Raw genomic sequence first — 19,197 nt, 5'->3', positions numbered from 1 at the left:
CGCCAATCAGCATGACTGAACCGACCTCCCTCGCCAGCTGGACCCGCGCCCTGCGCAAGCAACTCGACGCCTTGGGCCTCGACAGCACCGCCCTGTGCCAGCAAGCCGGGCTCGACCCGCAACTGATGGACGACCCGAACGCCCGTTATCCGTTGTCCGGCACCACGCGCCTGTGGGAAATCGCGGTGCAGGTCAGCGGCGACCCGGCGATTGGCCTGCGCGTCTCGCGTTTCGTCAGCCCTACTACCTTCCACGCGCTCGGTTATGCACTGGTGGCCAGCGGCAGCTTGCGGGAAGTCTTCGAGCGCATCGTGCGTTATCACCAGGTGGTCAGTGACGCCCTGGAACTGGAACTGACTCGCACCGAAGACCGCTACTGTTTCCACCTGAAAATTCCGCCAGGCAATCCGGCCCCGGCCTTCGAAGCCATCGACGCCTTCGTGGCGATTTATGTGCGCACTTGTCGCAATCGCCTGGGCCGCGACTATGCACCGCTGGCGGTGTACTTGCGTCGCCCTGAGCCGGCGGACCCGCACCAGTGGCACAAGGTATTTCGCTCACCGGTGTATTTCGCCACCGGGGAGGATCGGCTGGAATTCGCGCTGTCTGATTTCGACAGTCATTTGGACGACGCCAACCCGGAACTGGCCGAACACAACGAAACCGTGCTCAACCGCACCCTGGCGCAACTCAAACCGCTGACGTGGGAGCGCAAGGTCCGCGATGCCATTGAAGAGCAATTGCCGGAAGGCGAACCCAGCGCCGAACACATCGCCAAGGCTCTGCACCTGAGCCTGCGCAGCCTGCAACGGCACCTGGCGGATGAGGGTTGTCGGTTCGACACGCTGCTCAACGAAAGCCGCGAAAACCTGGCATTGCTGCACCTGCGTGATCCGCAATGCTCATTGAGTGAGATCAGCTATTTGCTGGGGTTTGCCGATACCAGCAGCTTCAGCCGCGCGTTCAAGCGCTGGACCGGGATGACGCCGGGGCAGTTTCGGGATGGGCTGCGGTGATCAGCTATTCACAAGACTGCGCGCCATGCCTGATTTCCACTGTTCCATCAGCGCTTCGCCAACGTTTGCAAAATCGCTGTTGCCCTTGATGTGATCAGCCATTTCGATCATCGCCACGTCCATACCATGGGCGACTTGCTGCAACAGCTCTTTACAACGCCCCTCGGTCAGATTGCAGGCCGACCGGCCGAAGCGCATCAGCATTTTGTACTTGGGCCATGCTTTTGATCCGCCTAGCAACAACGCCATGCTGTCGTTCTTGATGTAGACCGAAGTGGTGACGATGTCGTAGGCCGGAGCGAGGCGGATTTGCGCATCAGTAGCGCAATCCTCGTACAGCACACCGAAGTTTTTGAGGTGAGCGTCGCCATTTTTCAAGCCGCACGAAAGCGCAACAATCTTGAAAAAAGACTCCAGTGCATGGTTGAGCAATGGCGGGGAGACAAATGCTTTGATCTGCCTCGCGGCACCTTCGTATGAGCCATCGTATTTAGCCTTCGAAGGCCAGGCATTCAGGACACAGAAATCCTCGAACCCCAGGTAACCACGGTCATTCAGATCGAAACGTTCGACGACTAGAAATTTGCCGTGCTCGCTGAGTTCAAACTTCGGCACTTCAAGGCCCGAATGCAATGCGGCCCGCATGCAAAAATACTCATTGGCCGCCAGCTCAGGGTATTCCTCTGCACGGAAGGATTTGACCAGGTGCGTAGCACCTCGATGGGTCAGCCGGTCGACAGTCGTCGCACTGTCACGGACAAGCACCTTCGGCTGCACGCCGGAGACGCCCGAGTATTGGCCATACGTGTGCAATAAATCATCAAACAAACCTTGCGCACCGTCGTGAACCAGCAAGTCCGCGAGACTGGTTTCAGGTGGACGGTCGCTCGCATCTTGCGTGTTTGCAATTCCCACTCGACCTAGCTGGTACGGGCCAACGATCCCAAGCATCGAAAAATCATCGAAGCCCCTGACCGCTTTGCTGAATCGGCGCACCAACTCATCGCGTAGAGCTCCCTCTGGCAAATTCATTTCGAAAATCGGCGGAACACCTTGTTCCCACGTATAACTTTCGAGACGAGCCGGCATGGTCAACGAAACCGAGTTTTCTTCCTGCGTGCTTTCGGCATAGGTAAAAACTGAATCACTGCGGGACTGACCACGACCGAGAGTGCCGGCCACGGCTTCAGAGACACTGATATACAGCCGGTCCTGTTCCTGCGGCTCATTCATGGAAGTTTGCCTTTTTCAGAGAGTCCAGCGTTGGACGCTTCGTCTGACGAGGCACGGCGATGAGCTCATAGCCGAAACCGTTGAGGATCGCCTCAACCTTGCGCAGACCGATTTCGGAGATAGTGTTGTTCTCGATTCCCGAAATCGTGGAGCGGCTCATTCCGTACTGTTTTCCCAGTGCCTGCTGGGAAAGCTTTTGCTCTTTACGCAGTGAGCGGATCAGTTCACCAAGGTTTTCCATTTATCAACCTGCATTCTATCCCGTGCATAATTCAACGATCCGTGAATATGCATTGTATTTAGTGCAGTTTCAAGACGAAATCCAGCTGGGTTTCAACAACATTCTGGAAACCTCAGCGCCCCCGATCCCGCCGCAACAACTTGCGCACCCGCACCACCAGCTCACTCACGGCAAACGGCTTGAGCAGGTAATCATCCTCGTGCAACTCCAACCCGCGCAGGCGATCCTCGATGCCGTCCGTGGTGGTGAGGAACAGCACAGGGGTTTCGCCGAGCTTGCGGATTTGTTGCAGCAACTGCCAACCATTGAGCCCCGGCAGCATGACGTCGAGGATGATCAGCTCATATTCGCCATCCTCGATAAAGCGCCGGCCGTCCATCCCGTTGACCGCCACATCCACCGCAAAGCTCGCCTCACTCAAGCCATTGGCCAGGAGTTTGGCGGTCTCGGGTTCGTCTTCCACTAGCAGTACACGCATGGCACACCTCGATTGTCGTTCTGACAGGCTAGGCGTGTTCGCGGGTAAAGCCCACCCTTTTGCTTCAAATCACAAGCAACGCCCGTAACCGTTGCGCATCGAGGATTTCGATCTCGCCATAACCGAGACTCAATATCCCCTGCCCCTGCAAATCCTTGAGGATCTGGTTGGTGGTCTGCCGTGACAGCGACAACATTGAAGCAAGCTGCTCTTGCGGCAGTTGCAGGACGCGGCGCGGCTCGTCGATTTCGCCATAACCTTCGGCGATCATCAGCAAGCGATGCGCCAGCCGTATCGGGGCCGGCATCAGGCTCAGCTGTTCCAGATTGATAAAGGTCAGGCGCAGTTTCTGACTCATCAGCAACGCCAGTTGCCGCCAGTACGCCGGCTGTTCATCCAGCAACGCCAGCAACGCGGTTTGCGGGATATGCAACAACGTACACGGACCCTGCCCGAACGCATCGTGGGTACGCGGCTGGCCATCGAACAGGCAGATTTCGCCGAACCAGTGCGGCGCCTCCACCAGGCTCAGCAGCGCCTCTTTGCCCTGCTCGTTCACAGCGCCGATACGCACCGCGCCTTCGAGTACCGCGTACAGGCCACAGGGCTGGTCGCCGCGCTGGAACAAGCGCTGACCGGCTGATAAGCGCCGCAACCTGGCCGCTGCCAGCAGACTATCCTGTAGGGAAACAGGCAAATGGCTGAACCACTGACCGCGCAACAGGCGTGGGCGCCAGTCCTGGATATCCATGAAAACTCCTTGAGATTGTCGCCTGGCTGACATTGCGAGAAACGGCCCCGAGGCATGATCGTTCACCCTACAGGAGGAACAACAATGAAAAAAAGCCTCGTTGACCATCTCAGTCAATACGCCGCCTACCACCGTGATCCGCGCAACATCGCTACCCATTTCGTTGGTATCCCGTTGATTGTGGTTGCGGTGGCGGTGTTGCTGTCTCGTCCACAATGGGCTGGGGGCTGGCTTTCACCGGCTGTGCTGGTAGCGCTGGCGTCGGCGTGGTTCTACCTGCGCCTGGAGTTGCGGCTTGGGGTGTTGATGACGGTGTTGCTGGGGCTGTGCATTTGGGCAGGCCAAGTGCTGGCGCAGCAAAGCACGCTGGTCTGGTTGAGCAGCGGCGTGGCGATGTTTGTGATTGGCTGGGCGATTCAGTTTGTAGGCCATCACTATGAAGGGCGCAAACCGGCGTTCGTCGATGATGTGACGGGGTTGATTGTCGGGCCGTTGTTTGTGGTGGCTGAGTTGGCGTTTTTGCTGGGGTTGCGGCATGAGCTCAAAGAGCACATCGAGGCGCGGGCGGGTGGGGTGCGTATACGTCAGAAAAATGCTGCGGCGTAGGACGCCATCGCGAGCAGGCTCGCTCCCACATTTGATCTTCAGAGGACACAAAATATGTGAACGACCGAGATTGATTGTGGGAGCGAGCCTGCTCGCGAAGCTTTTGCTTTAGAGGTTGGCGACTTTCTGCCAGACCTTCGGCTTGAAGAACAGCGTCTCGCCCTTCGCCAGGCCGATCAGGCTGTCGTGATCCTTCACCACTTCGGCCTCGATCAAATCAGTCTGTCCTTCAACCTTCAGCGTCACCCGCGTCGTCGCGCCCAACGGACGGATATCCCGCACCTCAGCCGCGTGGTGATCCTCAAGCTCATGCCGCGACAGCGACACCTCGTGCGGTCGGAACAGCACGTGATTGTCTTCGCCCAGATGCAGACGGTTCGAGTCACCGAGGAAGTGATAAACGAAATCGCTCGCCGGGTTTTCGTAGACGTCACCCGGTGAGCCGATCTGCTCGATCACGCCCTTGTTCATCACCACGATGCGGTCGGCGACTTCCATTGCCTCTTCCTGGTCGTGGGTCACGAACACCGACGTCAGGTTGATGTCTTCATGCAGGCGCGCCAGCCAGCGACGCAGCTCTTTGCGGACCTTGGCGTCGAGTGCTCCGAAGGGTTCGTCGAGCAGCAGCACTTTCGGTTCCACCGCCAGTGCACGGGCCAAGGCAATACGCTGACGCTGGCCACCGGAGAGTTGTTCCGGATAGCGATCCGACAACCAGTCCAGCTGCACCATGTTCAGCAGCTCGTGCACCTTGGTCGCAATCTGGCTTTCGCTCGGGCGCTGGTTTTTCGGCTTCATCCGAAGGCCGAACGCGACGTTGTCGAACACCGTCATGTGGCGGAACAAGGCGTAGTGCTGGAACACGAAACCCACGTTGCGATCACGTACGTCGTGACCGGAGACGTCTTCGCCGTGGAACACGATATTGCCCTGGTCCGGGGTTTCCAGGCCGGCGATGATCCGCAGCAAGGTGGTCTTGCCGCAGCCCGACGGGCCGAGCAGCGCGACCAGTTCGCCGCTGTGGATGTCCAGGCTGATGTTGTCCAGCGCCTTGAACGCATTGAAATTCTTGCTGACGTTACGCACTTCGATCGACATGAATTATTCCTCCGCGGCGCTGGCGCGCAGGCGGTTAATACGGTTTTCGCTCCACTGCTTGGCCAGCAGGATGAAGAGCGCCAGGATCAGCAACAGGCTCGCCACGGCGAACGCGGCCACGTGGTTGTATTCGTTGTAGAGGATCTCGACGTGCAGCGGCAAGGTGTTGGTCACCCCGCGAATGTGCCCGGAAACCACCGACACCGCACCGAATTCACCCATGGCTCGCGCGGTACAGAGCACCACGCCGTAGATCAGGCCCCATTTGATGTTGGGGACGGTGACATGCCAGAACATCTGCCAGCCATTGGCCCCGAGCAGACGCGCGGCTTCTTCTTCCTGAGTGCCCTGCTCCTGCATCAGCGGGATCAGTTCTCGGGCCACGAAGGGCACGGTGACGAAAATCGTCGCCAGCACGATGCCTGGCAAGGCGAAGACGATCTGGATGTCGTGATCCTGTAGCCATGGGCCGAAGATCCCTTGGGCACCGAACATCAGCACGTAGACCAGGCCGGCGATCACCGGCGACACCGAGAACGGCAGGTCGATCAGGGTCACCAGCATGCTCTTGCCGCGGAACGAGTATTTGCTCACGCACCAAGCGGCGCTGACACCGAACACCAGGTTCAGCGGCACCGAAATCGCCACGGCGATCACCGTGAGCTTCAGCGCCGACAGCGCGTCCGGTTCAAAGATCGCAGTGAAGAATGCGCCGAGGCCATTTTTCAAACCCTGGGACACCACGATAAACAGTGGCAGCAACAGGAACAGCGCAAAAATCAGCCAGCCAAGGCCGATCAGGATTCGCCGCGAGGTTGCACTGCCACGGCGGGCTGCGTTGGCCGAAGAGGCGGCAGCAATAGACGATTGGGACATTGTTCGCGCCTCCTTATGGGGTTTCGATGCGCCGCTGCAGCAAGTTGATCAGCAGCAACAGAATGAAGGAAACCACCAGCATCAGTACACCAATGGAGGTAGCGCCGGTGTAATCGTATTGGTCGAGCTTGACCATGATCAGCAGCGGCAGGATCTCGGTTTTCATCGGCATGTTGCCGGCGATGAAAATCACTGAACCGTACTCGCCGACCCCGCGGGCAAAGGCCAATGCAAAACCGGTTAACCAGGCGGGCAGCAGCGCCGGCACCAGGATATGACGGAAAACCTGCAAAGGTTTTGCCCCCAGGCACGCCGCCGCTTCTTCCACTTCACGGGGAATATCAGCCAGTACCGGCTGTACCGTACGTACTACGAATGGAAGTGTCACAAAAGTGAGGGCAAGGGTGATGCCCAGGGGGGTGTAGGCGATCTTGAAACCCAGATCCGCAGCAAACTGACCCACCAGACCGGTGGGGGTGTACAGCGTGGTCAGCGCAATGCCGGCCACGGCGGTGGGCAATGCGAAGGGCAAGTCGATCATTGCATCGATGACTTTGCGTCCAGGGAAGGTATAGCGCACCAGCACCCAGGCCAGCAGCGTGCCGATGATGCCGTTGATGATCGCGGCGTACAGGGCGGTGCCGAAGCTCAGCTTCAACGCCGCCAGCACTCGCGGTGCCGAGATGATTGCCCAGAACTGATCCCAGGTGAGTTGAGCGGCATGCACGAACATCGCCGCCAGTGGTATGAGCACAATCAGGCTGAGGTACACCAAGGTGTAGCCCAGCGTCAGCCCGAAGCCGGGTATGACGGGGGAGATACGGCGCGACATAAAAGTCCTTGGTTGAGAATGCATAAAGCCTCGAATCGCGATCCGAGGCTCCTTGATGGCTATTTAAGATTACTGCGCCTGGTAGATCTGGTCGAATACGCCGCCGTCCTTGAAGAATTTCGGCTGCGCGGTTTTCCAGCCGCCGAAGTCTTTGTCGATGGTTACCAGGTCCAGTTTCGGGAACTGCTGGGCGTATTTGGAGGCGATATCCTTGTCACGTGGACGATAGAAGTTTTTCGCCGCGATTTCCTGGCCGGCAGGACTGTACAGGTGCTTGAGGTAGGCTTCGGCGATCTGCTCGTTGCCCTTTTTCTCGGCGTTCTTGTCGACCACGGCCACTGGAGGCTCGGCCAGGATCGACAGCGAAGGCACAACGATCTCGAACTTGTCGGCGCCGCCGTCTTCTTTCAGCGCCAGGAACGCTTCGTTTTCCCAGGCCAGCAACACGTCACCCTGACCGTTGTTGACGAAGGTAATGGTCGAACCGCGAGCACCGGTGTCCAGCACAGGCACGTGCTTGAACAGGGTTTGCACGTATTCCTTGGCCTTGGTTTCGTCACCGCCGTTGGCTTTCAGGCCGTAGGCCCAGGCGGCGAGGAAGTTCCAGCGCGCACCGCCGGAGGTTTTCGGGTTCGGGGTAATCACCGATACGTCGTTCTTGACCAGGTCGCCCCAGTCCTTGATGCCTTTAGGGTTGCCCTTGCGCACCAGGAACACGATGGTCGAGGTGTATGGCGTGCTGGCTTCCGGCAGACGCTTCTGCCAGTCGGCCGGCAGGGTCTTGCCGAGCTTGGCGATTTCATCGATGTCGCCGGCTAGGGCAAGGGTCACCACATCGGCGCGCAGGCCGTCGATCACCGCCCGGCCCTGTTTGCCCGAGCCACCGTGAGACTGCTGGATTTTCACGCTGTCGCCGGGATTGCTTTTCTTCCAGAAATTGACGAATTCAGCGTTGTAATCCTGGTACAGCTCGCGGGTCGGGTCGTACGACACGTTGAGCAGTTCGTAATCCTTGGCAACCGCAGAACCGGCGAACAGGGTACTGGCCAGGGCGGCCAAGGCGAAATGGCGAATCGACGACATGGTGAAAGCTCCTGGAATTCTATTTGTGTTGGCTAGTTCTTATGGATTTCTGGAATCGCGGTGTCGGTTCAAGGATCTTTCGCTTCAGCCCGGTTTATTGCCCGGTTGCTGCAAGCGGAATTTTTCCTTGCGCTCGATCTGGACCACCTGGGCGTTGTGCACGGTGATTTCCACCGCGCCAAACCGCAGATCGCGCAGGGCGCTCTGGATTTCACGCAGGATGGTTGCTTCGTCCTGGCCGTCAACGCTACGTAGAGATGCGCTCATGGTGCTGCTCCTTCGACTGAGAGGTTGCCTGGCAGTGGCGGCACTGCTTGCGGCGTGAAACCAATAGTAGAGAGGCGCAGATATTCTTAAAAAGACTATTTAAGAATGTTTATATAACCAGAAGAATGATCGTTCCCATGCTCCGCGTGGGAATGCCGCCCGGGACGCTCTGCGTCCCTGATCAGCGCGGAAAAATCACGGGCGCCCGATCCCAATCCAATGCAGCCGCCGGCACCGGCCGCCCAAACCAGTAACCCTGCCCCAGATGACTGCCGTGTTCGAGCAGGAACGCCGCCTGCTCGACCTGCTCGATGCCTTCGGCCTGCACTTGCATGCCCATACTCTGCGCCAAGGCAATGATGACCCGCACAATGGCCGCGTCGTCCTCGTCCCACGGCAATCCGGCGACAAAGCCCTGATCAATCTTGAGCTTCTGCACCGGTAAGCGCTTGAGCCGCAACAGCGACGAATAACCGGTGCCGAAATCATCGATGGCCAGTTGCACACCCAATTCACGTAGCCGGTGCATTTGCTCAAGCGCGACCTCTGGATCGTCCATCACCGCGCTCTCGGTGACTTCCAGCTCCAGGCAGGCCGGGTCCAAGCCGGTTTCGCGCAGTACCTGCGCAACCTGTTGGTACAACTCGCGACCGGCGAACAGACGCGATGAAACATTCACCGCGACAAACGACAACTCCACGCCCGCGTGCTGCCACTGGCACATCTGCTCGCAGGCCTGGCGCATCACCCAGGCGTCGATCTGGGTGATCAGCCCGGTCCGCTCGGCAACAGGAATGAATTGCGCAGGCGACACCAGACCGCGCTGCGGATGCTCCCAGCGCACCAGCGCCTCGACGCCAATCAAACGACAGGTCTTGAGATCGTGAACAGGCTGGTAAAACACGCGCAGCTCGTTTTGCTCCAGGGCCCTGCGCAGTTCAGAGGCGGTCTCGACCCGCTGCCGGGCATGGGCCGTCAACGCTTCGGTGTACAGGGCATAGCCATTGCGCCCGCCGCTCTTGGCCTTGAACAGCGCCGAGTCGGCGTTACGCAACAACTGCTCGGCACTCAATGCATCACTGGGGAACAGGCTGATACCGATACTGGCGTTGATGAACAGCCGATGCCCCTGAATATCGAAAGGTTCCTCGAGGCCCTCGATGATCCGCTGGGCCAGCGCCGCGGCCTGCATCAGTTGCGGACAGCTTTCGGCCAGCACGGCGAACTCATCGCCACCCAGGCGCGCCAAGGTGACTCCAGGGTCGAACATGGCTCGCAAGCGTTCGGCCACCGCCTTGAGCAATTGGTCACCCATCGTATGCCCGAGGCTGTCGTTGATCATCACGAAGTGATCCAGATCGATCATCAGCAATGCACACCCACGCTTGTGGATCTGCGCCGATGCCAGGGCTTGCGTGGCGCGGTCGGTGAACAGCAGGCGATTGGGCAGGCCGGTGAGCGGATCGTGATGAGCCAGGTGCCTCAACTCATGTTCCGAGTCCTTGATTGCGCTGATATCGGAAAACACCGCCACGAAATGACTACGACGACCCTGGTCGTCGTAAATGATGCGGATGGTCTGCCATTGCGGGTAGATTTCGCCGCTTTTACGGCGGTTCCAGATTTCCCCGCTCCATTCACCGACGCTGTCGAGCGTGGCGAACATCGCCTGATAGAAAGCGGGCGGATGATGCCCTGACTTGAACAGACTGGGTTGGTGCCCCAGCACTTCTTCACGCTGATAGCCGGTGATCGACATGAAGGCGCGGTTCACATGCACGATCAGCCCTTGATGATCGGTGACCAACACGCCTTCACGGGTGCAATCGAACACGGCGGCCGCCTGGCGCAGACGCTCGCGGTCTTCGCTTCGTTCACGCAATTTCGCGCCGACGCCCAGGCAACGTAACAGTCGCGTCCGGGCAATGAAGATCAAGCCGGCGCTGAACACCATCCAGGCATAACCGTTGATCAGTTGCCAGCGTAAGCGCTCGGCCGAGTCATCGAATAAACTGCTCAATAAATAGCCACTGAGCTGCATCCAGGCCACGGAAATCAGCAGGTAGAGCAGCGCTGCACGCACGGCATCGCGATAGGTGGCAGACATAAGGCTTTCCATGTCCCTACGAAAAAGTCGGGATTATAATTGAATGACACATCCAGCCACTCTTATCTGAAAGAGCGACTGGTTTTATCTGTGGGCTTAGTGATAATGCAACGGCTGTTTTTTTCTTTATCGAGGGCCCTATAGCCTATGTGGTACGAAGGTTTTCTTGGCTTGTCGCCCTGGTCACTGGTGGCAGTCACCCTGCTGATGACCCATGTCACGATCATCGGCGTCACGGTCTATCTGCACCGTTACTCAGCCCATCGCTCGCTTGAGCTGAATGCTGGCCTGAAACATTTCTTCCGCTTCTGGCTGTGGTTGACCACGGCGCAGAACACCCGCGAGTGGACCGCCATCCACCGCAAGCACCACGCCAAATGCGAAACCGTCGATGACCCGCACAGCCCGGTGATCAAGGGTTTGTCCACCGTTCTGCGCAAAGGCGCCGAGCTGTACCGCGCCGAAGCGGAGAACCCCGAGACCTTGCGCATCTACGGCAAGAACTGCCCCGATGACTGGATCGAACGCAACGTCTACACCCGTTTTCCACTGCTGGGCGTGGCGATCATGGGCGTTATCGACCTGCTGCTGTTCGGCACCATCGGCATCACCATCTGGGCCATCCAGATGATGTGGATCCCGGTGTGGGCCGCCGGTGTGGTCAATGGCCTGGGCCATGCCGTCGGCTACCGCAACTTCGAGTGCCGCGATGCGGCGACCAACCTGGTGCCCTGGGGCATCCTGATCGGTGGTGAAGAGCTGCATAACAACCATCACACCTACCCTAACTCGGCAAAACTGTCGGTGAAGAAGTGGGAATTCGATCTGGGCTGGGCCTGGATTCAAGTGTTCAGCTTCCTGCGTCTGGCCAAGGTCCAGCGGGTCGCGCCAATTGCCCACCGTGTCGAAGGCAAGGGCAACCTGGATATGGACACCGCCATGGCGATCCTCAACAACCGCTTCCAGATCATGGCCCAGTACCGCAAGCTGGTGATCGGGCCGCTGGTCAAACAAGAGCTGGAAAAGGTTGATCACTCGGTCCGCCACCAGTTCCACCGCGCCAAGCGCCTGCTCTCGCGGGAAACCAGCCTGCTGGACGACAAGCACCATGTACGCATCCAGACCATGCTCGAGCACAGCCAGGCGCTGAAGGTAATCTACGAGAAACGCCTGGCCTTGCAGCAGATCTGGGTCAAGACCAGCTCAAATGGCCACGACATGCTGGCCGCCATCAAGGATTGGGTACACGAAGCTGAAGCCAGCGGGATTCAATCCCTGCGTGAATTCGCCGATCAGTTGAAAACCTATTCCCTGCGCCCAAACGCTGCCTGACACCGTTGATCGGTGCGCCCAATGCCCGGGCGCACCCTTCGGAACTTCGTTGCAAATCCCTTATCTCAAAGACACTTCGCCACCCAGGCGGGCTTCGTTGTGGCCGCTTAGAACCTTGAGCGGTGCACGCCCTTTGAGATTTGTGCCGATGGTCAATAACCAACAAGACTCATCCCTTGTGCAGTGGCCCGAGGCCGCGCAAACCCTGATGGCGCTGATGCACGCCCAAGGCGAGGTGGCGCGCCTGAGCGAACGCGAACAGCTGTTCAGCACCTTGCTGGTGAGCGTGAACGCGGTGCTGTGGGCATTCAATTGGGAAACCCGCCAGGTGCTGTATGTCAGCCCCGCCTATGAACGGATCTTCGGCCGCAGTGCCGACCTGCTGTTGGCCGACTACAACCAATGGCGCGACAGCATTTACCCCGACGATCTCGAGTACGCCGAGCGCAGCCTGGCGGACGTGCTGGACAAAGGTGCCGTTGAAGACCGCGAGTACCGAATCATTACCGGCGACGGCCAGCTACGCTGGCTCAGCGACAAATGCTTCATCAACCGTCAGGCCGAGCCTGGGCAGCCGGTGATCATTGTCGGCATTGCCGAAGACATCACCGACAAGAAACAGCTGGAGTCTGAACTGCAACGGCTGGCGACCACCGACGCCCTGACCCAGAGCAGCAACCGCCGGCATTTTTTCGAAGGCGCTGACCACGAATTCGAACAGGCTCGGCAACAGGGCACGCCGCTATCGTTTCTCATGCTGGACATCGATGACTTCAAGGTCATCAACGACACCTACGGCCACCAGGAAGGCGATAACGTGCTACAGCACATTGCCGACTGCGGCCGCGCAGCGCTGCGTCGCGGCGATCTGTTCGGGCGCATTGGCGGCGAGGAGTTCGCCGCTGTGTTCCCCGGCTGCACCCCGCAGATGGCCCTGCAAGTGGCTGAGCGCGTGCAACGGGAGATTCAGGGGTTGAGCTTCAGCCACGACGGCCAGACATTTGGTATCACCGTCAGTCAGGGGCTGACCAGCCTCACGGCCGAGGATGAAAGTGTGGAAAGCCTGTTTGCCCGCGCGGATGCGGCGATGTATCAGGCCAAGCGTGATGGGAAGAACCGGATTGTCACAGGCTGACAGGCCAAACACATATCCCCTGTGGGAGCGAGCTTGCTCGCGATAGCGGCCTATCAGCCAAAACAAATGTTGAATGTAAGTCCGCCATCGCGAGCAAGCTCGCTCCCACAGGTTTTGCTTCAGTCCTATTTCTTGCGCATCCGCACCAGCTCCGGCAAGCCGATCTTCAGCAGCCGCGCCGTTCGGCTATTGGCCAACGCCTCAAGGCCCTCATGTTCGGTCAGGCACGCCAGTTGCGCCGCCATGTTCATCACCAGGGCCTCACGAGAGTAAACGCCGCCACCGAGCTGGTAAGCCGCCGCAATCAGCTGCCGCAGCTCCAGCGGCAGACGCCAGCGGGTGCGCAACGCCGAACCGTAGGCGGCACCGAACTCGGCCAACGCCTCGCCCACTTGCTCCTGCTCGTCCAGTTCGCCACCGGCCTGTTTCCATTCCTGCAAACAGCGCAGCAACGCCAGATCGCCCAATCGATGCAGCATGCCGGCGCAGTAGCAACGTGCCTGATCCAGATCCAGCAAGCGCGCCAACGTTCGCGCGTACTCAGCCGTGTGTAGCGACAAATCCCAGTAACGCTCGGCATAGTCCGCCAGCTGCGGATCGCTGAGCCGCGCACTGCGCTTGAGTGTCAGGCCCAGAATCAGGTTCATGCTTTGCCCGGTGCCCAGTCGATGCAGTGCCTGGGACAGGGTCTGCACGGCGGTGCCATGGTGCTGGGCGGCGCTGTTGGCAGCGGCGATCAGCACCGCGGTGACCTGTGGATCGGTGCGGATCTCATCTTCCAGCACCGTCAAATCCAGACCATTTGGATTGAGGCTTCGCTTGACCGCCACTTGCACGTCGGTCATCAGCGGCGCGCCTTCCGCCAGTTCGCGACGGCGCTCAAGAAATACGGGCAAGGTCATGCCCGGCGCCAGCGCCGGCACCTCGCACGATACCTCTTCCCCGGCGTTCAGCAGCAAAGCCTGCAGGCGCTGGGTCAGGCTTGCCATGTTCAGGGGTTTGGTCAGGTACGCGGCAGGGGCCAGCGGCAAGGCCTCACGCACGCTCGCGCTGTCGTTGCGGCTACTCATCAGAATGAAGGGTAACGGTGGATTACGCTTGCGCTGGCGCACACTGCGCAACACATTCAGGCCATCGACGCCTGGCAGCTCCCAGTCGGCGATGACCAGGTCGTAAGGGTTTGACGCCAGCAACTCCAGCGCCTGCTGACCATCGGCACACAAATCCAGCCGCGCATCGCAGCGAACGTTCAACAACACTTCCTTGAGCAGATCGCGGGACCATGGGTCGGCCTCGGCGATCAATACTCTCGGAATCGCGGGTAAAATGACGACTGTCATACAGCTCTCCCTGGCAATGCGTGAACCTTAGCCAAAGCCGGCCATTGGATACAGCGCTAATACGCGGGTTGGGTTTTAGCGGGCATGAAAAAACCCGCCGAAGCGGGTTTTTTGTGGAGCAGGTCACACTCGGTGATCAGAGCTCGGAGAAGCACTCTTCGATGATCGCCAGACCCTTGTCCAGTTGCTCGTCCGGCGAAGTCAGCGGTACCAGGACGCGCAGAACGTTGCCGTAGGTGCCGCAGGACAGCAGGATCAGACCCTTGTCGCGAGCCTTGGCCACCACGGACGCTACTGCTGCAGCGTTCGGCTTGTGGCTGTCGCCGTTTTCGAACAGCTCGACCGCGATCATCGCGCCCAGTGCACGCACTTCACCGATCACCGGGTACTTGGCCTGGATAGCTTTCAGGCCAGTCACCAAACGCTCGCCAACAGCCTTGCAGCGGTCCAGCAGGTGCTCTTCTTCGAACACTTCCATCACGGCCAGGGCCGCGGCGCAAGCGATCGGGCTACCGGCGTAGGTGCCGCCCAGGCCGCCTGGAGCGATAGCGTCCATGTATTCAGCCTTGCCGCACACACCGGCCAACGGGAAGCCGCCAGCGATGGATTTGGCGAAGGTGGTCAGGTCGGCAGCAACGCCCATCTGTTCCATGGCGAAGAAAGTACCGGTACGGCCAGCGCCGGTCTGTACTTCGTCAGCGATCAGCAGGATGCCGTGCTGGTCGCACAGGGCACGCAGACGCTTCATGAACTCTTTCGGAGCGACGTAGAAACCACCTTCGCCCTGAACCGGCTCGATGATGATCGCGGCGATGTCACGCGGCTCGGCGTCGTTCTTGAAGATGCGTTCGATGCTGGCGATCGAATCGTCGATGCTCACACCGTGCAGTTCATTCGGGTACAGCGCGCGGAACACGCCGCCTGGCATCAGGCCCATGCCGGCCGAGTAAGGCACGACTTTACCGGTCAGGCCCAAGGTCATCATGGTGCGGCCGTGGTAAGCGCCGGTGAACGCGATCACGCCGGCACGGCCAGTGGCGGCACGGGCGATTTTCACGGCGTTTTCTACAGCTTCGGATCCGGTGGTAACCAGCAGGGTTTTCTTCTCGAAATCACCTGGCACCTTGGCGTTGATTTTTTCGCACACTTCAACGTACGGCTCGTAAGCCAGTACCTGGAAGCAGGTGTGAGTCAGCTTGTTCAGTTGCTCGGTCACGGCGGCGATGATTTTCGGGTGCACGTGGCCGGTGTTCAGCACGGCGATACCACCGGCGAAGTCGATGAACTCACGACCTTCAACGTCGGTCACGGTAGCGTTCTTCGCGGACTCGGCGAAAATCGGGTGAATCTGGCCAACACCACGTGGAACAGCAGCGGTACGGCGGGCCATCAAAGAAGCGTTAGTCTTGCTCATTACATTCCTCATTCGCCGCTCATCGGTCGGCGTGGTTCAAGGATTAAGCGGCGGGGAGGTAACGACGGCAGCATGCGATGATCGACTGCCGCAGCGTTCCGGGCCACAGAGAAAATTCCGTTTGTTGCACGCAAAGGGTCAGCGCTCTCGTGCCCTTTGCGTTTAAAGCAATACCCAGCCTTGCCTATGCCTTCGAGCTTAGATGCCCAGGCAGAGGTATTTGATTTCCAGGTAATCTTCGATGCCGTACTTGGAGCCTTCACGGCCCAGGCCCGAGGCCTTGATGCCACCGAATGGCGCGACTTCGTTGGAGATCAGACCGGTGTTGACGCCGACCATGCCGTATTCCAGGGCTTCTGCCACACGGAACACGCGACCCAGGTCGCGAGCATAGAAGTACGAGGCCAGACCGAACTCGGTGTCGTTGGACATCGCGATCACATCGTCTTCGTCTTTGAAGCGGAACAGCGGCGCCAAAGGACCGAAGGTTTCTTCCTTGGCCACGGCAGCGTTGTTTGGCACGTTGGTCAGGATGGTCGGCTCGAAGAAGTTGCCTTCCATCGATTTGCCACCAGACAGAACGGTCGCGCCTTTGGAAACGGCATCAGCAATGTGCTCTTGCACCTTGGCCACGGCTTTTTCGTCGATCAGCGGGCCAGTGGTGGTGCCGTCTTCCAGACCGTTACCGATCTTGAGCTTGGCGACTGCCACTTTGAGCTTCTCGGCGAACGCGTCGTAGACCGAATCCTGAATGTACAGACGGTTGGCGCAGACGCAGGTCTGGCCGTTGTTGCGGTACTTGGAAATGATCGCGCCTTCGACGGCCTTATCCAGGTCCGCGTCGTCGAACACGATGAACGGCGCGTTGCCGCCCAGTTCCAGGGACACTTTCTTGATGTCCTTGGCGCATTCCGACATCAGTTGACGACCGATTTCAGTCGAACCGGTGAAGGACAGTTTGCGCACGATCGGGTTGCTGGTCAGCTCGCTGCCGATGTCGCCGGCGCTGCCGGAAACAACGCTGAACACGCCAGCCGGGATGCCGGCACGCTGGGCCAGCTCAGCCAGGGCGAAAGCGGAGAACGGAGTTTGCGAAGCAGGCTTGAGCACCATGGTGCAACCAGCGGCCAGGGCAGGGCCGGCTTTACGGGTGATCATGGCAGCCGGGAAGTTCCACGGGGTGATTGCCGCGGTCACACCGATTGGCTGCTTGATCACGATCAGGCGCTTGTCTGGCTGGTGGCCCGGAATCACATCACCGTAGATGCGCTTGGCTTCTTCGGCGAACCACTCGATGAAGGAAGCGGCGTAAACGATTTCGCCCTTGGCTTCGGCCAATGGCTTGCCCTGCTCCAGGGTCATCAGGCGAGCCAGGTCGTCCTGGTTCTCGATGATCAGTTCGTACCAGCGACGCAGTTTGTTCGCACGTTCTTTGGCGGTCAGTGCACGCCAGGCCGGCAGCGCTTTGTCAGCGGCTTCGATTGCACGGCGGGTTTCGGCAGCGCCCATTTTCGGCACGGTGCCCAGAATTTCGCCCGTTGCCGGGTTGTTGACCTTGATCGTCTGACCATTGTCCGCGTCTACCCAAGCGCCATCGATGAAGGCTTGCTGGCGGAACAACTGGGTGTCTTTAAGCTGCATGTCGGCTTTCCTTAACAGCACCGCGGCAAGCGCGGAGCAAATTATGATTGTAGAAAGGCGCCTCAGTAGGCTGCCGTCAGGGAAATCATTCACCGGGCTGAAGCACATAAATAGCGCACTGATTCAAATCGTGCGGTTCAGCACCCAGACAAGAGCGTTTGAAATCTCAAACGAATCCTAGGATCAAAGGGGGTAAAGGACAATAGCCTGTTCGAAAAAAAGAACGAAAACGCCGCATTTGCTGCTATTTTCTGATCAACGTAGCAACCGCAGGTTACGCTTTGAAAAAACGCAGGCGATTCAGCAGCATGGACGCCCGCATTGCATATGCGTATCATGGCGCCCGCTGCACCAGTAGCTCAGCTGGATAGAGTACTGCCCTCCGAAGGCAGGGGTCGTGGGTTCGAATCCCGCCTGGTGCACCATACGTAAAAACGAGAAAGCCTCAGGCCGTTGGGTCTGGGGCTTTTTTGTGGGTGATCACTTTAAAAGTGACTCAATTGGAGTCGGCGTGAGTTTCAAGGCGTAGCTGATAGAACGTGGGCTGAAGGGTCAGTTGTCAACTTTAAGTTGACTACTCCAGCAGTCGCCGAGTTGTACGGGGAGGAGTCCTGACAATCCCCACTTAGCCCCACCATTACCGCAGAACATCAATCCAAAAGATCCTATGCTAGTGACTGCACGGGGTTGTGTCAGTTACTTGGGTATTCAGCGGTAGCTGGTGCCCTCTTAACAGATGTTATCCCTCCCCCTCGACTTCCGAGGTTGCAGGAGATCAACCTGCACGATACCCTTCCGCCGTCGCTGCCAATTCAGCGACCGGGCTTGGTAACCCGAGAGTTAAGCGCAACAGCGCCCCCATTGAGAATTGCAGGCGTTTTTTACGTCCGTAATTTTGCTTTATGGCGGCTGTGCGTGGGACGTCTTCGGGCGTGCCGGATTCCTTGACTCCCGGTTTACCAACCTGCGCACAGCTGCCACCCATTCGCTTGGTAACGAAAAAGTGGCAGTTCCTCGTCAAGGAGCTAGACCATGCGCAATACAAATCCGTGCGAAATTCCGCTTGTCCCTCAACGCGATTTCAACTCGCGCCCTCTATGCATCTCTGTCAATGGAGGTGGCAAATGACTGAACAACAAGAAGCAAAGACCATCGGTTTGACTCCCTGCATCTATTGCCCGGACGAACCGCTGTTCCATGTCAGCGGTGGTGTGCCTATTAGCAAAGCACTCGCACAGGCATCCGACCTGCTGTTCCTGGCCAAGTCGTTCGCCGAGGATGCGGCCTACGCAAAAGACACTGACCGCCACGCGTGGGCGGCGCACTATCTGACTGCGATGAGCAAGGCTGTTATTGATGATGTGGTGAAAGTGCTGACGCGATCGACACAGACGCGTTAGCAACAAGCTGCAAAACAGTAGCGGCTCACCCATGAAATGGGCCTCGAATTTTCGGGGCCCCCAGAACAGTGTTGGTCGAGAGGCCGCGCGTAACGGTCCGCGCAGTTAAGGGGGCGGTTCTGCAGCCAGCAATCTACCTTGGCTGCGTCCTGCCTGAAGCCACGTCACGCGCAGTGCGATCTATCTCGGAATCATCGCCAGACAGGCACCGCCCACCACCTGCATCACCAGCAGTGCAGGGATCATCAGGTGGGGAGAGGTAAGTTCATGCCGCCTCCTCGGTACATCCCACCCCCTACTCGGACAAATGTCGCAAAAGTCTTTTTGTTGCTGGATACGACGTGCCC

The 19,197-nt window shown here is 58.9% G+C and carries 18 protein-coding genes and 1 tRNA gene; 6 read left to right on the top strand and 13 right to left on the bottom strand.

The annotated features are described in order from the left end of the window. Window positions 1–11 precede the first annotated feature (11 nt). Window positions 12–1,016, top strand: a complete 1,005-nt coding sequence (locus ACA054_RS00900; protein WP_497687792.1) for an AraC family transcriptional regulator — start codon at window positions 12–14, stop codon at window positions 1,014–1,016. Here the strand turns inward: ACA054_RS00900 and ACA054_RS00895 are convergent, their stop codons facing one another. From ACA054_RS00895 to ACA054_RS00880, 4 genes are all read right to left on the bottom strand, one after another. After that, window positions 1,017–2,249, bottom strand: a complete 1,233-nt coding sequence (locus tag ACA054_RS00895) for a type II toxin-antitoxin system HipA family toxin (RefSeq protein ID WP_497687791.1) — start codon at window positions 2,247–2,249, stop codon at window positions 1,017–1,019. It abuts the gene before it with no gap. Next, window positions 2,242–2,490 (bottom strand): helix-turn-helix domain-containing protein, encoded by a 249-nt coding sequence (locus ACA054_RS00890; protein ID WP_497687790.1) that lies wholly within the window; start codon window positions 2,488–2,490, stop codon window positions 2,242–2,244. Before ACA054_RS00890 ends, ACA054_RS00895 begins: the two co-directional genes overlap by 8 nt. A 112-nt stretch (window positions 2,491–2,602) precedes the next feature. After that, window positions 2,603–2,968 carry a response regulator gene (locus tag ACA054_RS00885; protein ID WP_497687789.1) on the bottom strand — a complete coding sequence of 122 codons (366 nt, stop codon included), beginning with the start codon at window positions 2,966–2,968 and terminating at the stop codon, window positions 2,603–2,605. Between the two features lie 64 nt (window positions 2,969–3,032). After that, entirely contained in the window at window positions 3,033–3,719 is a 687-nt protein-coding gene (locus ACA054_RS00880) for a Crp/Fnr family transcriptional regulator (RefSeq protein WP_497687788.1), read from the bottom strand. 84 nt (window positions 3,720–3,803) lie between these two features. On the opposite strand from ACA054_RS00880, the gene ACA054_RS00875 reads away from it, so the two are divergent. After that, a complete protein-coding gene (locus tag ACA054_RS00875) occupies window positions 3,804–4,325 on the top strand; it encodes an Mpo1 family 2-hydroxy fatty acid dioxygenase (protein ID WP_497687787.1) in 522 nt (173 codons plus the stop codon). A 108-nt stretch (window positions 4,326–4,433) separates the two neighbouring features. Here ACA054_RS00875 and ACA054_RS00870 read toward each other — a convergent pair whose 3' ends face one another. The 6 genes from ACA054_RS00870 to dibA all read right to left on the bottom strand — a co-directional run bounded on the left by ACA054_RS00870 (window position 4,434) and on the right by dibA (window position 10,588). Beyond that, window positions 4,434–5,423 (bottom strand): sulfate/molybdate ABC transporter ATP-binding protein, encoded by a 990-nt coding sequence (locus tag ACA054_RS00870; protein ID WP_497687786.1) that lies wholly within the window; start codon window positions 5,421–5,423, stop codon window positions 4,434–4,436. A gap of 3 nt (window positions 5,424–5,426) precedes the next feature. Continuing rightward, a complete protein-coding gene (cysW, locus tag ACA054_RS00865; protein ID WP_497687785.1) occupies window positions 5,427–6,299 on the bottom strand; it encodes a sulfate ABC transporter permease subunit CysW in 873 nt (290 codons plus the stop codon). A 13-nt stretch (window positions 6,300–6,312) separates the two neighbouring features. Next, window positions 6,313–7,131 carry a sulfate ABC transporter permease subunit CysT gene (cysT, locus tag ACA054_RS00860; RefSeq protein ID WP_497687784.1) on the bottom strand — a complete coding sequence of 273 codons (819 nt, stop codon included), beginning with the start codon at window positions 7,129–7,131 and terminating at the stop codon, window positions 6,313–6,315. 69 nt (window positions 7,132–7,200) lie between these two features. Then, the gene (locus ACA054_RS00855) at window positions 7,201–8,214 is read right to left on the bottom strand and encodes a sulfate ABC transporter substrate-binding protein (RefSeq protein ID WP_497687783.1); all 1,014 of its coding nucleotides are present in this window, start codon (window positions 8,212–8,214) and stop codon (window positions 7,201–7,203) included. A gap of 84 nt (window positions 8,215–8,298) precedes the next feature. Then, the gene (gene oscA, locus ACA054_RS00850) at window positions 8,299–8,481 is read right to left on the bottom strand and encodes a sulfur starvation response protein OscA (RefSeq protein ID WP_007975618.1); all 183 of its coding nucleotides are present in this window, start codon (window positions 8,479–8,481) and stop codon (window positions 8,299–8,301) included. A gap of 181 nt (window positions 8,482–8,662) precedes the next feature. Beyond that, window positions 8,663–10,588, bottom strand: coding sequence for a phosphodiesterase DibA (gene dibA, locus ACA054_RS00845; protein WP_497687782.1), 1,926 nt, complete (start codon window positions 10,586–10,588; stop codon window positions 8,663–8,665). Window positions 10,589–10,735: 147 nt separating this feature from the next. On the opposite strand from dibA, the gene desA reads away from it, so the two are divergent. After that, a complete protein-coding gene (gene desA, locus ACA054_RS00840; protein ID WP_497687781.1) occupies window positions 10,736–11,920 on the top strand; it encodes a delta-9 fatty acid desaturase DesA in 1,185 nt (394 codons plus the stop codon). 148 nt (window positions 11,921–12,068) lie between these two features. Beyond that, on the top strand, window positions 12,069–13,055 hold the full coding sequence (locus ACA054_RS00835) for a GGDEF domain-containing protein (protein WP_497687780.1): 987 nt from the start codon (window positions 12,069–12,071) through the stop codon (window positions 13,053–13,055). A gap of 125 nt (window positions 13,056–13,180) precedes the next feature. Here ACA054_RS00835 and ACA054_RS00830 read toward each other — a convergent pair whose 3' ends face one another. From ACA054_RS00830 to gabD, 3 genes are all read right to left on the bottom strand, one after another. Beyond that, window positions 13,181–14,395: an HDOD domain-containing protein gene (locus ACA054_RS00830; RefSeq protein ID WP_497687779.1), complete on the bottom strand. Its 1,215-nt coding sequence runs from the start codon at window positions 14,393–14,395 to the stop codon at window positions 13,181–13,183. A 136-nt stretch (window positions 14,396–14,531) separates the two neighbouring features. After that, window positions 14,532–15,809, bottom strand: a complete 1,278-nt coding sequence (gabT, locus tag ACA054_RS00825) for a 4-aminobutyrate--2-oxoglutarate transaminase (protein ID WP_157709902.1) — start codon at window positions 15,807–15,809, stop codon at window positions 14,532–14,534. 198 nt (window positions 15,810–16,007) lie between these two features. Further along, on the bottom strand, window positions 16,008–17,450 hold the full coding sequence (gabD, locus tag ACA054_RS00820) for an NADP-dependent succinate-semialdehyde dehydrogenase (RefSeq protein ID WP_497687778.1): 1,443 nt from the start codon (window positions 17,448–17,450) through the stop codon (window positions 16,008–16,010). Window positions 17,451–17,798: 348 nt separating this feature from the next. Between gabD and ACA054_RS00815 the strand changes: the two genes are divergently transcribed. Both ACA054_RS00815 and ACA054_RS00810 read left to right on the top strand, forming a co-directional pair. Continuing rightward, a tRNA-Arg gene (locus ACA054_RS00815) sits at window positions 17,799–17,875 on the top strand. A gap of 699 nt (window positions 17,876–18,574) precedes the next feature. Beyond that, window positions 18,575–18,850, top strand: coding sequence for a DUF3077 domain-containing protein (locus ACA054_RS00810; RefSeq protein WP_497687777.1), 276 nt, complete (start codon window positions 18,575–18,577; stop codon window positions 18,848–18,850). Window positions 18,851–19,197 lie beyond the last annotated feature (347 nt).

It is taken from the genome of Pseudomonas sp. LBUM1653 (assembly GCF_059716115.1).
Note: the sequence above shows the minus strand (reverse complement) of the source record. Positions and strands in the feature narration are given on the sequence as shown.

Excerpts from the sequence above, each read along its gene's own strand:
- ACA054_RS00900 (WP_497687792.1), top strand. The coding sequence starts at position 12 with ATGACTGAACCGACCTCCCTCGCCAGCTGGACCCGCGCCCTGCGCAAG.
- ACA054_RS00895 (WP_497687791.1), bottom strand. The coding sequence starts at position 2,249 with ATGAATGAGCCGCAGGAACAGGACCGGCTGTATATCAGTGTCTCTGAA.
- ACA054_RS00890 (WP_497687790.1), bottom strand. The coding sequence starts at position 2,490 with ATGGAAAACCTTGGTGAACTGATCCGCTCACTGCGTAAAGAGCAAAAG.
- ACA054_RS00885 (WP_497687789.1), bottom strand. The coding sequence starts at position 2,968 with ATGCGTGTACTGCTAGTGGAAGACGAACCCGAGACCGCCAAACTCCTG.
- ACA054_RS00880 (WP_497687788.1), bottom strand. The coding sequence starts at position 3,719 with ATGGATATCCAGGACTGGCGCCCACGCCTGTTGCGCGGTCAGTGGTTC.
- ACA054_RS00875 (WP_497687787.1), top strand. The coding sequence starts at position 3,804 with ATGAAAAAAAGCCTCGTTGACCATCTCAGTCAATACGCCGCCTACCAC.
- ACA054_RS00870 (WP_497687786.1), bottom strand. The coding sequence starts at position 5,423 with ATGTCGATCGAAGTGCGTAACGTCAGCAAGAATTTCAATGCGTTCAAG.
- cysW (WP_497687785.1), bottom strand. The coding sequence starts at position 6,299 with ATGTCCCAATCGTCTATTGCTGCCGCCTCTTCGGCCAACGCAGCCCGC.
- cysT (WP_497687784.1), bottom strand. The coding sequence starts at position 7,131 with ATGTCGCGCCGTATCTCCCCCGTCATACCCGGCTTCGGGCTGACGCTG.
- ACA054_RS00855 (WP_497687783.1), bottom strand. The coding sequence starts at position 8,214 with ATGTCGTCGATTCGCCATTTCGCCTTGGCCGCCCTGGCCAGTACCCTG.
- oscA (WP_007975618.1), bottom strand. The coding sequence starts at position 8,481 with ATGAGCGCATCTCTACGTAGCGTTGACGGCCAGGACGAAGCAACCATC.
- dibA (WP_497687782.1), bottom strand. The coding sequence starts at position 10,588 with ATGTCTGCCACCTATCGCGATGCCGTGCGTGCAGCGCTGCTCTACCTG.
- desA (WP_497687781.1), top strand. The coding sequence starts at position 10,736 with ATGTGGTACGAAGGTTTTCTTGGCTTGTCGCCCTGGTCACTGGTGGCA.
- ACA054_RS00835 (WP_497687780.1), top strand. The coding sequence starts at position 12,069 with ATGGTCAATAACCAACAAGACTCATCCCTTGTGCAGTGGCCCGAGGCC.
- ACA054_RS00830 (WP_497687779.1), bottom strand. The coding sequence starts at position 14,395 with ATGACAGTCGTCATTTTACCCGCGATTCCGAGAGTATTGATCGCCGAG.
- gabT (WP_157709902.1), bottom strand. The coding sequence starts at position 15,809 with ATGAGCAAGACTAACGCTTCTTTGATGGCCCGCCGTACCGCTGCTGTT.
- gabD (WP_497687778.1), bottom strand. The coding sequence starts at position 17,450 with ATGCAGCTTAAAGACACCCAGTTGTTCCGCCAGCAAGCCTTCATCGAT.
- ACA054_RS00810 (WP_497687777.1), top strand. The coding sequence starts at position 18,575 with ATGACTGAACAACAAGAAGCAAAGACCATCGGTTTGACTCCCTGCATC.